12 protein-coding genes and 1 riboswitch are annotated in these 12,979 nt (G+C 74.0%); of the genes, 6 read left to right on the top strand and 6 right to left on the bottom strand.

Features of this window, described 5'->3' with window-relative positions:
* Positions 1–11 precede the first annotated feature (11 nt).
* A complete protein-coding gene (locus tag ABS735_RS07170) occupies positions 12–599 on the bottom strand; it encodes an SAV_6107 family HEPN domain-containing protein (protein ID WP_373902022.1) in 588 nt (195 codons plus the stop codon).
* 241 nt (positions 600–840) lie between these two features.
* Here ABS735_RS07170 and ABS735_RS07165 point away from each other — a divergent pair, with 241 nt between their 5' ends.
* Together ABS735_RS07165 and ABS735_RS07160 are read left to right on the top strand one after the other, a co-directional pair.
* Positions 841–1,470, top strand: coding sequence for a TetR/AcrR family transcriptional regulator (locus tag ABS735_RS07165; protein WP_373902021.1), 630 nt, complete (start codon positions 841–843; stop codon positions 1,468–1,470).
* A gap of 475 nt (positions 1,471–1,945) precedes the next feature.
* Positions 1,946–3,466, top strand: a complete 1,521-nt coding sequence (locus tag ABS735_RS07160; protein WP_373902020.1) for a phytoene desaturase family protein — start codon at positions 1,946–1,948, stop codon at positions 3,464–3,466.
* Between the two features lie 73 nt (positions 3,467–3,539).
* On the opposite strand, the gene ABS735_RS07155 is transcribed toward ABS735_RS07160, so the two are convergent.
* From ABS735_RS07155 to ABS735_RS07135, 5 genes are all read right to left on the bottom strand, one after another.
* Complete coding sequence (locus ABS735_RS07155; RefSeq protein ID WP_373902019.1) at positions 3,540–4,553, bottom strand: SCO2102 family sporulation regulator; 1,014 nt, start codon at positions 4,551–4,553, stop codon at positions 3,540–3,542.
* Positions 4,554–4,609: 56 nt separating this feature from the next.
* Positions 4,610–5,533: a methylenetetrahydrofolate reductase [NAD(P)H] gene (gene metF, locus ABS735_RS07150; protein ID WP_373902018.1), complete on the bottom strand. Its 924-nt coding sequence runs from the start codon at positions 5,531–5,533 to the stop codon at positions 4,610–4,612.
* A 174-nt stretch (positions 5,534–5,707) separates the two neighbouring features.
* The gene (thiE, locus tag ABS735_RS07145) at positions 5,708–6,379 is read right to left on the bottom strand and encodes a thiamine phosphate synthase (protein ID WP_373902017.1); all 672 of its coding nucleotides are present in this window, start codon (positions 6,377–6,379) and stop codon (positions 5,708–5,710) included.
* A 217-nt stretch (positions 6,380–6,596) separates the two neighbouring features.
* Positions 6,597–6,962, bottom strand: a complete 366-nt coding sequence (locus ABS735_RS07140) for an Rv2175c family DNA-binding protein (RefSeq protein ID WP_373902016.1) — start codon at positions 6,960–6,962, stop codon at positions 6,597–6,599.
* A 41-nt stretch (positions 6,963–7,003) separates the two neighbouring features.
* Positions 7,004–8,278, bottom strand: a complete 1,275-nt coding sequence (locus ABS735_RS07135; protein WP_373902015.1) for an NAD(P)/FAD-dependent oxidoreductase — start codon at positions 8,276–8,278, stop codon at positions 7,004–7,006.
* 122 nt (positions 8,279–8,400) lie between these two features.
* A riboswitch (TPP riboswitch) is annotated at positions 8,401–8,512 on the top strand.
* On the opposite strand from ABS735_RS07135, the gene thiO reads away from it, so the two are divergent.
* From thiO to pknB, 4 genes are all read left to right on the top strand, one after another.
* Positions 8,510–9,736, top strand: coding sequence for a glycine oxidase ThiO (gene thiO, locus ABS735_RS07130; RefSeq protein WP_373902014.1), 1,227 nt, complete (start codon positions 8,510–8,512; stop codon positions 9,734–9,736). It overlaps the preceding riboswitch by 3 nt.
* Entirely contained in the window at positions 9,733–9,942 is a 210-nt protein-coding gene (gene thiS, locus ABS735_RS07125) for a sulfur carrier protein ThiS (protein ID WP_373902013.1), read from the top strand. The genes thiO and thiS overlap by 4 nt, the downstream gene beginning before the upstream one ends.
* 2 nt (positions 9,943–9,944) lie before the next feature.
* Positions 9,945–10,739, top strand: coding sequence for a thiazole synthase (locus ABS735_RS07120; RefSeq protein WP_373902012.1), 795 nt, complete (start codon positions 9,945–9,947; stop codon positions 10,737–10,739).
* 257 nt (positions 10,740–10,996) lie between these two features.
* Positions 10,997–12,949, top strand: coding sequence for a Stk1 family PASTA domain-containing Ser/Thr kinase (pknB, locus tag ABS735_RS07115; RefSeq protein ID WP_373902011.1), 1,953 nt, complete (start codon positions 10,997–10,999; stop codon positions 12,947–12,949).
* The last annotated feature ends 30 nt before the right edge of the window (positions 12,950–12,979 follow it).

Genomic DNA, 12,979 nt, shown 5'->3' with positions numbered 1-12,979 from the left:
TCGTCACCCGCTCATCCCGCGTCCGGCAGGTCCCGGCCCGGGTGACCGGCGTCGGGGCGGTCGGGGTGCTCCGGGCCCGGTGGGTCCGTGTCGGGGCGTGGCTGGGGCAGGACCGGCTGGAGCACCAGCATCCGCTCCACCAGGCGCAGGAACATGGCCACGTCGCGTATCAGGTCGTCGGCGTCCCGGCGGCCCGCCGCGCCCTGGATACCCGCCTCGGCCCGCGCCCTCCGGCGAGCGCCGGAGGCGAACAGCGCGCTCCAGTCGGACAGCTCGGGCGCGATCTCGGGCAGCACCTCCCAGGCGCTGCGGATGCGCGCCCTGGCCCGTGGGCTGGTCTCCGGGCGGCCGCGCGCGGCCAGCACCGCGGCGGCGGTGCGCAGGGCGGCGAGATGGGCCGTCGCGTAACGCTCGTTCGGCGTTTCGAGGACGGCGGCCTCTTCCAGTCCGGCCCGGGCCTGGGCGAGCAGGTCGAGGGCGGCGGGCGGGGCTGTTGTCCGGCGGAGCACGGGGTGCACGTCGCTCGCCGGTCCGGTCAGTGAGGGTGCAGGGCCGGCTGCGCGGCGCCGCCGGGCGGCGGCTGCGGACGAGTGGGCCATGACGATCCTCCTGTCGTCTCCGTGACGGCACGTCCTGGCAGGAGGTGCCGTATGTGCCCATCGTGAGGTATGGCACTGACAATCCGTTCTGACCTGGTCTTTTGTTTCGATCGACAGTTCGGTTCGGTGCGTTGGTCCGTAGGGTTCGGTGCGTTGGTCCGTAGGGTTCGGCGGGTCGGTGCGGCCGGTGGGCGTGCCCTGCGGTGACATCGCCGCGCGGGGTGCTGTGAGAATCGGGACCATGGAAAGCAGCAGCACCGCCTCGCAGAGCGGCAGTCGTCGCGAGGCCACCCGGCAGAAGCTGTACGAGGCGGCGGTCACCCTCATCGCCGAGCAGGGCTTCTCCGCCACCACCGTGGACGAGATCGCCGAGCGGGCCGGGGTCGCGAAGGGCACGGTCTACTACAACTTCGCCAGCAAGTCCGTCCTCTTCGAGGAACTGCTGCGGCACGGTGTCGGCCTCCTGACCGCCTCGCTGCGCCAGGCCGCGGAACGGGCGGCCCGGGAGGGGCTCGACCACGTCGACGCCCTGGACGCGATGATCCGCGCGGGGCTCGTCTTCATCGACCGGTACCCGGCCTTCACCCAGCTGTACGTGGCCGAGCTGTGGCGCACCAACCGGGCTTGGCAGTCCACGCTGCTGGTGGTCCGGCAGGAGGCCGTGGCGGTGGTGGAGGGCGTGCTGCGCGAGGGCGTGGCGAGCGGTGAGTTCAGTGAGGAGATCGACGTGCCGCTGACCGCCGCAGCGCTCGTCGGCATGGTTCTGGTGGCCGCGCTGGACTGGAAGGCGTTCCAGCCGGAGCGCTCCCTGGACGACGTGCACGCCGCGCTGTCGCGGCTGCTCCAGGGGCGGGTGAGCGGACGGGGCTGAGCGGCCACCGGCCCGCACGGGCCGGCGCGGGGCGCACGGGCCGGTGTGGGTCGCGCACGAAGAACGCCGGTCCGTGGTGGCCGCGTCCCCCGCGGGCCGCCGTCGGACCGGCGCCTTCTCCTGTTCCCCCGTACGTCCCCTCGTCGGAACTCCCGTCGCCGGTCGTCCCTCCGGGCTCCCCCGTGTCTCGCTCCCGCCGACCGTGGCCGGCGGAAGGAGCGGATCGCGGGCCCGGCTCCGTTCCGGCGCCCCGTGTCGCCGGTGCCGGAGCCGTGCCCCTCTCCGTGTCTCCACTCTCTCGTTCCCGCAGGTCGGGGCCCATCCGCGCGCGTACTCATCTGCCGGACTAGGTACACCTACTCAGGCCTGGGCACCCCGCCCCACGGCGCGGCGCCGCCGACCGGTCACATGGACGTCCGTTGCGGTGCTCAGCCCTCGCACGGCGGTGTCGGTGGTGGCGGATAAAGTCCCTGGCATGGCACGGATTGCGGTGATCGGCGCCGGGATGGGCGCGATGGCGGCCGCCGCCCGGCTGGCCGTCGCGGGCCACCGGGTGGTGGTGTACGAGCGGACGCGGACCTACGGCGGAGCCCTGGGCCGCTTCGAGCGGGACGGGTTCTCCTTCGACACCGGTCCCGGTCTCCTCCCGCTGCCGGCGGTCTGGCGCGATCTGTTCGTGAAGACCGGCAAGGAGCCGCTGGAGTCGTGCGTCGACCTGGTCCAGGTCGACCCGTCGTCCCGGCACGTGTTCGCGGACGGCACGGAGGTCTCGCTGCCGAACGCCTCACGCGCGGGTGTCGTCGCCGCCCTGGACGCCGCGCTCGGTGCGGGCGCCGGGCAGCGCTGGGGCGACTTCCTGGTGCGGGCCCGGGAGACCTGGGACCGGACCCGCCGCCCCCTCCTGGAGGAGCCGCTCTGGCCGAACTGGCAGGTGCTGGCCGAGCGCGAGCCCTATCCGGCGGTCCCGCACAAGCGGCTGCTGCGCACCCGCCGGGCCGGCACGCTCGCCGAGGTCGGCGCCTGGGAGCTGCGCGACCCCCGGCTCGCCGCTCTGCTGGAGAGCCACGCCCTCGCGTACGGCCTGGACGCCCGCACCGCCCCGGCGAACGCCGCCGTGCTGCCGTACATGGAGTACGCGTTCGGCGTGTGGTACGTGCGCGGTGGCGGTCTGCGGGAGCTGGCGCGGGCGGTGTACGAGCGGTGCCTCGCCCGCCGGGTCGAGTTCCGCTTCGAGGCCGAGGTCACCGGGATCGTCGAGAAGGACGGCCGGGTGGCGGGCGTGGAGCTGGCCGAGGGGGCCGTGGCGGAGGCCGAGTTCGTGGTCTCCGGCGTGGCGCCGGGGGTGCTGGACCGCCTGCGCGGTGGATCGCCGATGCGCGGCGAGGGCGAGGTGCCGGCGCAGCGCCGTGGGGCGAGCCGGCTGACGGTGCTGCTGGCGCTGCGGGGCGGGCGTCCCGGGGGCACGGCGCACCGGACGGTGGTGCACGCGGCGGACCGGGAGACCGAGTTGGACTGCTTGTTCGGCGCCGCTCCCGGGATGGCCGCGCGGCCGACCGTCACCGTCCTGCGGCCCGACGACCCCGCGCTGGTGCCGGACGCGGGCCATGAGGCGGTCGCCCTCTCGGCGGTGGTGCCTGCCCTGGGCGGCGAGTCCGACTGGGCCACGACCGAGGTGTTCGCCCACTGGGCCGAGCAGATGATCGACGTGGCCGAGCGGGCGGTGCCCGGCCTGCGCGACCGGCTGCTGTGGCACGAGGTGCGGACCCCGGCCGAGGTCGCGGCGGACACCGGTGTGCCGGACGGCGCGATTGCGGTGCCGGCGCTGGCGGGGGCCGCCGGACGCCTGCTGCACGCGGCGAACGGCACGCGTACGGGCGGCCTGTTCACGGTCGGCGGCTGGTCGCACCCGGGCGGGGGTCTCCCCCACGCGGGTATGTCGGGCGCGCTGGTGGCCGGACTCGTGGTGGAGGGACCGGAGTTCCGCGGCTCCCAGTGAGCGGCCGACGGGCCGGTCACCGGGCGCCGGAGTCCCTGTAGGCGGACAGGGCCCTCAGAAGCGGACAGGGCCCTCAGTAGCGGTACTGCTCGTCGTAGCCCTGGCCCTGCGTCTGGTCGTTGCCCTGGTAGGGATACGGCTGCTCGGCCGGGAGTTCGCCGCCGTAGGGGTCGTCGGTGCTGCGCTGCTGCGGCACCCACACCCCGCCGGCCGGGGTCTCGCCGCCGTAGCCGCCGGGGGCGCCGGTGGCGTACGGGTCCTGCCCGTAGCCCTGCTGGCCGTACCTCTGCGTACCGGTCGTGTCGTAGCCGCCGGTGTCGTACGCCCCGCCGCCGTAGGTGTGGGTGCCGATGTACGGGTCGGAGTAGGCGGCGTACTGCTGCTGCGCGCCGGTGTCGTAGCCGTAGCCCTGCTGCTGCCCGTAGCCCGAGTAGTCGTAGGCGTAGGCCTGGTCGGCGCCCGGCTCGGCCGCCGCCTGCTGCTGGCCGGTGCCGTAACCGGCGTCGGCGTACACGCCGTACGAGCCGGTGTCGTCCGGCATGGGCTGCGGTTCGTAGACGGCGGTCGTCTCCGCGGCCGTGGGGTCGGCGGCGGGGCGGGCCGGGGCGAAGACGTCGTCGCGGTCGTAGTCGTCGGGTCCGTACGGCGGGCCGTCCTGGCCCGGGGCGTGGCCCTGGGCGCGCTCGTCGTAGCCGTCGTGGTGGCCCTGGGCGCGCTCGTCGTAGCCGTCGTGGTCGTCCTGGCCGCCCTCGGCGGGTTCGAGCCCGGAGACCTCCAACGTCGGGTCCTGGCGGCCCCGTTCGGGACGCCCGCGTTTGCCGACGAGGCTCGCCGGGGCGTTGACCGCCCAGCCCGCCTCGAAGCCGCGGCGGAACGACAGGGTGACGTAGGTCTGGCCGACCGCGAAGGCGGCGGCGCCGACACCGATGACGAGCACGTTCGACATCAGCACACCGGCGACGACGCCGACGAAGCCGCCGAAGGCGAGCAGCCGCCAGCGCAGCCGCGCCTTGTACTGCAGCAGCACCTCGCCGAGCAGCCACAGCGCTACGACGCCGAACGCGATGTAGAGGACCGTCCAGCCCATGTACGCCCCTCTCCCAGTGGCCGTTACGCAGTGTGTCGCAAATACGTGCGGCCGGTCTAGGCCCGCGGTGGGTGGTGCAGGCCCAGGTTCTCGTAGATTTCCAGCGTCGCCGTGGAGTTGTTGAGCGTGATGAAGTGCAGTCCGGGCACACCCTCGGCCAGCAGCCGCGCGCAGAACTCCGTGGCGAACTCGATGCCGATCGAGCGTACAGCGGCCGGATCGTCCTTGACCGCGAGGATCCGCTCTTTCAGCTCCGCGGGGAACGAGGCGTTGCTGAGCTTCGGCAACCTCTCCAGCATCTTCACACTGGTCACCGGCATGACCTCGGGAATGACCGGGGTCTCGCAGCCGGCCGCGGCGACCCGGTCGCGCAGCCGGAGGTAGGACTCGGGCTGGAAGAACATCTGGGTGATCGCGTAGTCGGCGCCGGCCCGGCACTTGTCGACGAAGTGCGCCACGTCCGTGTCCCAGTCGGCGGAGCGCGGGTGCATCTCGGGGAAGGCCGCGACGCCGACGCAGAAGTCACCCGACTCCTTGATGAGCCGGACCAGTTCGGCGGCGTAGGTCAGGCCCTCGGGGTGCGCGATCCAGTCGGCGTTCGGGTCGCCGGGCGGGTCGCCGCGCACGGCGAGCATGTTGCGGATCCCGGCGTCGGCGTACTGGCCGATGATGTTGCGCAGCTCGGCGACGGAGTGGTCGACGGCGGTGAGGTGGGCCACCGGGGTCAGCGTGGTGTCGGCGACGATCTGCTGCGTCTCCCGGACCGTGCCCGCGCGCGTGGAGCCGCCGGCGCCGTAGGTCACGGAGACGAAGTCCGGGGCCATGGCCTCGACCCGCCGCAGCGCGCTCCAGAGGTTCTTCTCGCCCTTGGGCGTCTTCGGCGCCGAGAACTCGAACGAGTACGTCGTCTTGCCGGTGGCGAGGATGTCACGCACCGTGCGGGCGCGATCAGTCCTCGTGCTTGCGGTTCCGAGGGCCATACGGGCAGGTTAGCCAGGGTGTGGCGGCCACCCAACCGGATGCGGGATATTTGTCCATATTGTCGAGTTGTTGTCCACCTTTTGGACACCCGGCCCGCGATCGGCTCCGGTGCGGCTCCCCGCGGCCCCGTGCGACTCCCCGCGGCCTCGTGCGACTCCCGCGTCTCCGTGCGGCTACTGCCCTGCCGGGGCCTGTCGCAGCCGCTTCGCGAACTCGGCGGCCGCCGCGCCCGGGTCGTCGGCGGCGGTGATCGCGCGGACGACGACCACGCGCCGGGCGCCCGCCTCCACCACCTCGTCGAGGTTGGCGAGGTCGATGCCGCCGATCGCGAACCAGGGGCGGTCGGTGCCCAGTGCCGCCGTGTACCGGACCAGGTCGAGGCCGGGTGCGTGGCGGCCGGGCTTGGTGGGGGTCGGCCAGCACGGACCGGTGCAGAAGTAGTCCACGCCCTGCTGGACGGCGGCAGCGGCGGCCTCGGACTCGGCGTGCGTGGAGCGGCCGACGAGGACGTCCTCGCCGAGGATCGCCCGGGCGGCGGGCACCGGCAGGTCACCTTGGCCGAGGTGCAGCACGTCGGCGCGGGCGGCGTGCGCGACGTCCGCGCGGTCGTTGACCGCGAGGAGCTTGCCGTGGCGGGCGCAGGCGTCGGCGAAGACCTCCAGGTGTTCCAGTTCCTCGGCCGCCTCCATCCCCTTGTCCCGCAACTGCACGATGTCGACCCCGCCGGCGAGCACGGTGTCGAGGAACTCGGGCAGGTCGCCCTGGCTCCGGCGGGCGTCCGTGCACAGGTAGAGCCGGGCGTCGGCGAGCCGGGCGCGGGCGGTGGTCGGGGCGGTGTCGGGCATGCGGGTGTCCCCCCGGTTCGGTGGCGTGGGCCCACGACGGGCCGCGCGATTCTGGCATACGGGCCGCGGACCGGGCCTCTCCCGGGCCGGGGTCCGCGGCTCGTACGCCGGGCAGTGTGGCGGATCAGCGACGGGCGAATCCGCGATGTGGCGGATCAGCGACGGGCGGATCCGTGATGTGGCGGATCAGCGACGGGCGGATCCGCGATGTGGCGGGTCAGACGGCGAGCGCCTGGGCGCGGCGCTTCACCTCCGTACCGCGATTCTCGGTCAGCGCCTGGGCGGGGGTGCCGGGCAGGCTCGGGTCCGGCGTGAAGAGCCACTCCAGCATCTCCTCGGCCGTGAAGCCGTCGTCCCGCAGCAGCGTCAGCGTCCCGACCAGGCCCTTGACGACCTTGTCCTCGTCGATGAAGGCCGCGGGGACGTGCAGTGCGCGGTTCTCACCGCGGCGGACGGCGATGAGCTGGCCTTCCTTGATCAGCTGGCGTACCCGGGTCACCTCGACACCGAGCTTCTCGGCGATGTCGGGAACGGTGAGCCAGGCGGGCACGAGAGCATCGGTCTTTGCGTCAATCTCGGTCACGCCCCAAGCCTGCCACCTGGCACTGACACTCGGAAACCGGACTACGCCGTCGCCGCCGTCGCCGCCTTCAGCGGCTTCGCCGGGTCGGCCAGCAGATCCGGGTCCATCGTCGTACCCGCCTGGATCAGGCGTTTGCCCTGTGCCAGGTCGCGGGGGCGGCCCACCGCCAGCAGGGCGACCAGGCGGCCCTCGCGCAGCCAGCAGACCGTCCAGGCCGGGCTCGACGGGTCGCCGCGCCACAGGGTGGTGTCCGCGGCCGTGTGGTGACCGGCGTACTGGACGAAGCGGCCGAACTGCTCGGACCAGAAGTACGGCACCGGGTCGTAGGCGGCCGGGGCCTCGCCGCCCGGGGCGCCGACGATGCCGGCGGCGACCGTGCGCGGCCCCTGGAGGGCGTTGTCCCAGTGGTGCACCAGCAGTCGCTCGCCGTAGCGGGCGGAGGGGAAGGAGGCACAGTCGCCCACCGCGTGGACGTCCGGCGCGGAGGTGCGCAGGCGGTCGTCGGCCAGGACCTCGCCGTGCGCGCCGAGGGCGATGCCGGAGCCGGCGAGCCAGCCGGTGGCCGGGCGGGCGCCGATGCCGACGACGACCGCGTCGGCGGGCAGGCGGGTGCCGTCGTCGAGGACGACCCGGCCGGACTCGCCGGGGCCGCCGGGCTCGACGCGCTCCACGCGCGCGCGGGTGCGCAGTTCAGCGCCCGCGTCGGCGTACCAGGCGGTCATCGGCGCGGCCACCTCGGCGGGCAGCGCGTCGGCCAGCGGCCGGTCGGCGGCCTCCACCACGGTCACCGCGCAGCCCGCCTCGCGCGCGGCGGTGGCGAACTCGGCGCCGATCCAGCCCGCGCCGACGACCACGACGTCGTGCTGCCGGGCGAGCACCGGGCGCAGCCGTTCGGCGTCGTCCAGGGTGCGCAGCAGGTGCACGCCGGGCACGCCCTCGGCGCCGGGGAGCCGGACCGGTTCGGCGCCGGTCGCAAGGACCAGGACGTCGTAGGGCACGGGGCCCTCGGCGGTGTCCAGGACGTGCGCGTCGGGGCGGACGCCCAGGGCCTCGCAGCCCAGCCGCAGGGTGATGCCGAGTGCCTCGAAGTCGACGTCGAAGGCGGAGCCCTCGGCGGTGCCGAGCAGGACGGCCTTGGACAGCGGGGGGCGGTCGTACGGTTGGTGCGGCTCCGCACCGATCAGGGTCACCGTGCCGGTGAAGCCCTGTTCCCGCAGGGCGACCGCGGTCTGCACGCCGGCCATCCCGGCGCCCACCACGACCACACGGCGCTCCGCGTCCGCTGCCGGTCCCTGTCCCCGCGTCTGCTCACTCACCTGATCACCATAGACACCTGGCAAATCGTCAGTCAGCGCTCGCGCACGGTGAGCTGCGCGACGTCCCCGGCCGCGGAGGCTCCCTTACACGTGCGACACGCTGCGGGCTAGGGTGGCCGACGTAAGGCACTCGCGGGAGCCCGGACGCACCGGGCTGAGAGGGAGGCTGGCGGCCTCCGACCGTACGAACCTGATCCGGGTCATGCCGGCGAAGGGAGGGGCTGGACGCCCATGTCGTCTCCACCACACACGCCTCGTACGCCTCGTACACCCGACGTGCTCGTCGTCGGCGGCGGGATCATCGGGCTGGTCACGGCCTGGCGGGCCGCGCAGCGCGGGCTGGTCACGGCCCTCGTGGATCCCGAGCCGGGCGGCGGGGCGGCCCAGGTGGCGGCCGGGATGCTGGCCGCCGTCACGGAGCTGCACTACGGCGAGGAGACGCTGCTCGCGCTGAACCTCGCCTCGGCCCGCCGCTATCCGGAGTTCGCGGCCGAGCTGACCGAGCTGACCGGTCACGACCTCGGTTACCGCCGCTGCGGCACGCTCGCCGTCGCACTGGACGCCGACGACCGCGCCCACCTGCGCGAGCTGCACGCGCTCCAGCAGCGCTCCGGCCTGGAGTCGGAGTGGCTGTCGGGGCGTGAGTGCCGGCGTCTGGAGCCGATGCTCGCGCCGGGCGTGCGCGGGGGGCTCCGGGTGGACGGCGATCATCAGATCGACCCCCGTCGTCTCGCCCGCGCGCTGGTGGCCGCCTGCGAACAGGCGGGCGTGGCCTTCCACCGGGCGTGGGCCGAGCGGCTCACCGTCGGGCGCGGGGACCGGGCCACGGGTGTCGTCACCGCCGACGGCACGGCGCTGGAAGCCGGGCGGGTGGTGCTGGCCGGGGGCAGCCTGAGCGGGCGGCTGTCGGGCGTGCCGGAGGCCGTACTGCCGCCGGTGCGGCCCGTGAAGGGTCAGGTGCTGCGGCTGACCATGCCCCGCACGCGGTCGCAGGCGCCGCTGCTGAACCGGACCGTGCGCGCCGTGGTGCGCGGCAACCACGTCTACCTGGTGCCCCGGGAGAGCGGCGAGCTGGTCGTCGGCGCCACCAGCGAGGAGCTGGGCTGGGACACGACGGTCACCGCGGGCGGCGTCTACGAGCTGCTGCGCGACGCCCACGAGCTGGTTCCCGGCATCACGGAGCTGCCGCTGACGGAGACCCGCGCGGGTCTGCGCCCCGGCTCCCCGGACAACGCGCCGCTGCTCGGCCCGACCGCTCTGGACGGCCTGCTGCTGGCCACCGGGCACTACCGCAACGGCGTCCTGCTCACCCCCGTCACCGGCGACGTCATGGCGCACGCCCTGACCACCGGGGAGCTGCCGGACGATGCCCGTCCCTTCACCCCGCGGCGCTTCGGCCCCGCCCCCGCACTCCCGGAACTCCCGGCACCCTCGGAACTTTCGGAGCAGCCCGTATGAGTCCTCTCCACATCTCCGTCAACGGCGAGCCGCGCGAGGTGGCTGCCGGCACGGCCCTGGACGCGCTGGTGGGCACGCTCACCGCGGCGCCGTCCGGAGTGGCCGCCGCCCTGAACGAAACCGTCGTCCCGCGCGCGCAGTGGCCCGCCACCGCTCTGGCCGACGGCGACCGCGTCGAGGTCCTCACCGCTGTCCAAGGAGGCTGACCATGGCCGACGATCCCTTTGTCCTCGGCGGTACGTCGTACGGGTCCCGTCTGATCATGGGTACGGGCGGGGCGCCCAGCCTGGACGTGCTGGAGCGCGCGCTGGTGGCCTCCGGGACGGAGCTGACGACCGTCGCGATGCGGCGGGTGAACGCCTCGGTGCACGGGTCCGTGCTGTCCGTCCTCGACCGGCTCGGCATCCGCGTCCTGCCCAACACGGCCGGCTGCTTCACGGCCGGGGAGGCGGTGCTCACCGCGCGGCTGGCGCGCGAGGCGCTCGGCACCGACCTGGTCAAGCTGGAGGTCATCGCCGACGAGCGCACGCTGCTGCCGGACCCGGTCGAGCTGCTGGACGCGGCGGAGACGCTGGTCGACGACGGGTTCACGGTGCTGCCGTACACCAACGACGACCCGGTGCTCGCGCGGAAGCTGGAGGACGTCGGGTGCGCGGCGATCATGCCGCTGGGCTCGCCGATCGGCTCCGGGCTCGGGATCCGCAACCCGCACAACTTCCAGCTGATCGTGGAGCACGCGCGCGTGCCGGTGATTCTGGACGCGGGGGCCGGTACGGCGTCGGACGTCGCGCTGGCGATGGAGCTGGGGTGTGCGGGTGTGATGCTGGCCTCGGCGGTGACGCGGGCGCAGGAGCCGGTCCTCATGGCGGAGGGGATGCGGTACGCCGTGGAGGCGGGGCGGCTGGCTCGGCGGGCGGGGCGGATTCCCCGGCGGCACTTCGCCGAGGCGTCTTCTCCTGCGGAGGGCTTGGCGGTACTGGATCCGGAGCGGCCCGCTTTCTAGCGCACCGGTGTCGGGGCCGGGCGGGGGGTGCGCAGCCCGGCGTTGCGGGGTGCCTCCCCCAGTGCCTGAACGGCCTGGGAGGTGCCCCCATCGCCCACCCTCCCCCACTCACGGTTTCGCTCGAGCGAGGGGGCCCCGTCGCCCCAGCGGCACGACTGCCCGCAGCGGGGGTGCGGTACGTCACAGCTCCGCTTCAGTCCCGCCCCGATTTCGGGCAGCGGCGCGGGGTGTCCGTGGCGGCTCGTAGACTCACCTGCGTGGACACGACCCTTCAGGACCCTCTCGTCGGGCAGATGCTCGACGGCCGGTACCGCGTCGAGGCGCGGATCGCGGTCGGCGGGATGGCCACGGTCTACCGGGCCGTGGACACCCGCCTGGACCGCGTGCTCGCGCTGAAGGTGATGCACCCGACGCTCGCGACCGACGCCACCTTCGTCGAGCGGTTCATCCGCGAGGCCAAGTCGGTGGCCCGGCTCGACCACCCCAATGTCGTCCAGGTCTTCGACCAGGGGGCCGAGGGGGCGTACGTCTACCTGGCGATGGAGTACATCGCCGGCTGCACCCTGCGGGACGTGCTGCGCGAGCGCGGGGCGCTCAGGCCGCGGGCCGCACTGGACATCCTGGAGCCGGTGCTGGCCGCGCTCGGCGCCGCGCACCGGGCGGGGTTCGTGCACCGGGACATGAAGCCGGAGAACGTGCTGATAGGGGACGACGGCCGGGTCAAGGTCGCCGACTTCGGCCTGGTCCGCGCCGTGAACACCGTGACCAGCACCACCGGCGCCGTCCTCGGCACCGTCTCCTATCTGGCGCCCGAGCAGATCGAGCACGGCACGGCCGACCCCAGGGTCGACGTGTACGCGTGCGGTGTCGTGCTGTACGAGATGCTGACCGGCGCCAAGCCGCACGACGGGGACTCGGCCGCGGCAGTGCTCTACAAGCACCTCCACGAGGACGTGCCGCCGCCGTCGGCCGCCGTGCCGGAGATGGCGTTCGAGCTGGACGAGCTGGTCGCCGCGGCGACCGCGCGCAACCCGGAGATCCGGCCGCACGACGCCGTGGCGCTGCTCGCGCGGGCCCGCGAGGCGCGTGAGGCGCTGAGCGCGGCCCAGCTGGACGCGGTGCCGCCGCAGGCGCTCGCCGCGGAGCACGACAACGCCGAGGACCGTACGAGCGTGATCCCGCGCGCGCTGACGATGCCTCGCCCCCTGCCGGTGAACGAGGACGAGGGCGACGGCACGGGCGGCGGGTTCGCCGCGGACGGGGTCCACCGCACCAGCCGGCTGGCGGCTCCCCCGCCGGCCCCGCCCCGGTCCCGCCTGCGCCGGCCGCGGCGCGGTCCGCTGGCGATCGTCGTGGCCGTCCTGCTGGTGCTCGGGGTCGGTACGGGCGTCTGGTACATCAACTCCGGCCAGTTCACCAAGGTGCCGCCGCTGCTGTCCAAGACCGAGGCGCAGGCCCGGGACCGGCTGGACGAGGCCGGTCTTGACGTCGGCAAGGTGCGGCACGCCTACAGCGACACCGTGGAGCGCGGCAAGGTCATCAGCACCGATCCCGGGGTGGGCGACCGCATCCGGAAGAACGACTCCGTGTCGCTCACCGTCTCCGACGGCCCCGACACCGTGAAGCTGCCGGACGTGGCCGGCTACAAGCTGGACCGGGCGCGCAAGCTGCTGGAGGACGAGGGCCTGCAGCCCGGCATGGTGACCAAGGCGTTCAGCGACGAGGTGGCCAAGGGCTTCGTGATCTCCACCAAGCCCCGGTCGGGCACCACGGTGCGCGCGGGCTCCGCGGTCGCCCTGGTCGTCAGCAAGGGCAGCCCCGTCGACGTCCCGGACGTCACCGGCGACGACCTGGACGACGCGCGGGACGAGCTGGAGGAGGCCGGCCTGAAGGTGAAGGTCGCCGACGAGCGGGTGAACTCGGAGTACGACAGCGGCCAGGTCGCCCGGCAGACGCCGGACCCGGGCGGCCGGGCGGCCGAGGGCGACACGGTGACGCTCACGCTGTCCAAGGGCCCCCGGATGATCGAGGTCCCGGACGTGGTCGGCGACAGCGTGGACGACGCCAAGCAGAAGCTGGAGGACGCGGGCTTCGACGTGGACGAGGACCGCGGTCTGCTCGGCCTGTTCGGCGACACCGTCAAGAAGCAGTCCGTGGACGGCGGGGACACGGCTCCCGAGGGGTCCACCATCAAGATCACCATCAGGTGACGGGGCACCGCCCGCCGCATGACACCCTGA

The organism is Streptomyces sp. MMCC 100 (assembly GCF_041538145.2).
Classification (GTDB): Bacteria; Actinomycetota; Actinomycetes; order Streptomycetales; family Streptomycetaceae; genus Streptomyces.
The sequence above is the reverse complement of the archived record's forward strand: the minus strand, read 5'-3'. Positions and strand labels throughout refer to the sequence as shown.

What these genes read in the sequence shown, in the direction of transcription:
- ABS735_RS07170 (WP_373902022.1), bottom strand. Translation starts at nt 599, where the DNA reads ATGGCCCACTCGTCCGCAGCCGCCGCCCGGCGGCGCCGCGCAGCCGGC.
- ABS735_RS07165 (WP_373902021.1), top strand. Translation starts at nt 841, where the DNA reads ATGGAAAGCAGCAGCACCGCCTCGCAGAGCGGCAGTCGTCGCGAGGCC.
- ABS735_RS07160 (WP_373902020.1), top strand. Translation starts at nt 1,946, where the DNA reads ATGGCACGGATTGCGGTGATCGGCGCCGGGATGGGCGCGATGGCGGCC.
- ABS735_RS07155 (WP_373902019.1), bottom strand. Translation starts at nt 4,553, where the DNA reads ATGGGCTGGACGGTCCTCTACATCGCGTTCGGCGTCGTAGCGCTGTGG.
- metF (WP_373902018.1), bottom strand. Translation starts at nt 5,533, where the DNA reads ATGGCCCTCGGAACCGCAAGCACGAGGACTGATCGCGCCCGCACGGTG.
- thiE (WP_373902017.1), bottom strand. Translation starts at nt 6,379, where the DNA reads ATGCCCGACACCGCCCCGACCACCGCCCGCGCCCGGCTCGCCGACGCC.
- thiO (WP_373902014.1), top strand. Translation starts at nt 8,510, where the DNA reads ATGTCGTCTCCACCACACACGCCTCGTACGCCTCGTACACCCGACGTG.
- thiS (WP_373902013.1), top strand. Translation starts at nt 9,733, where the DNA reads ATGAGTCCTCTCCACATCTCCGTCAACGGCGAGCCGCGCGAGGTGGCT.
- ABS735_RS07120 (WP_373902012.1), top strand. Translation starts at nt 9,945, where the DNA reads ATGGCCGACGATCCCTTTGTCCTCGGCGGTACGTCGTACGGGTCCCGT.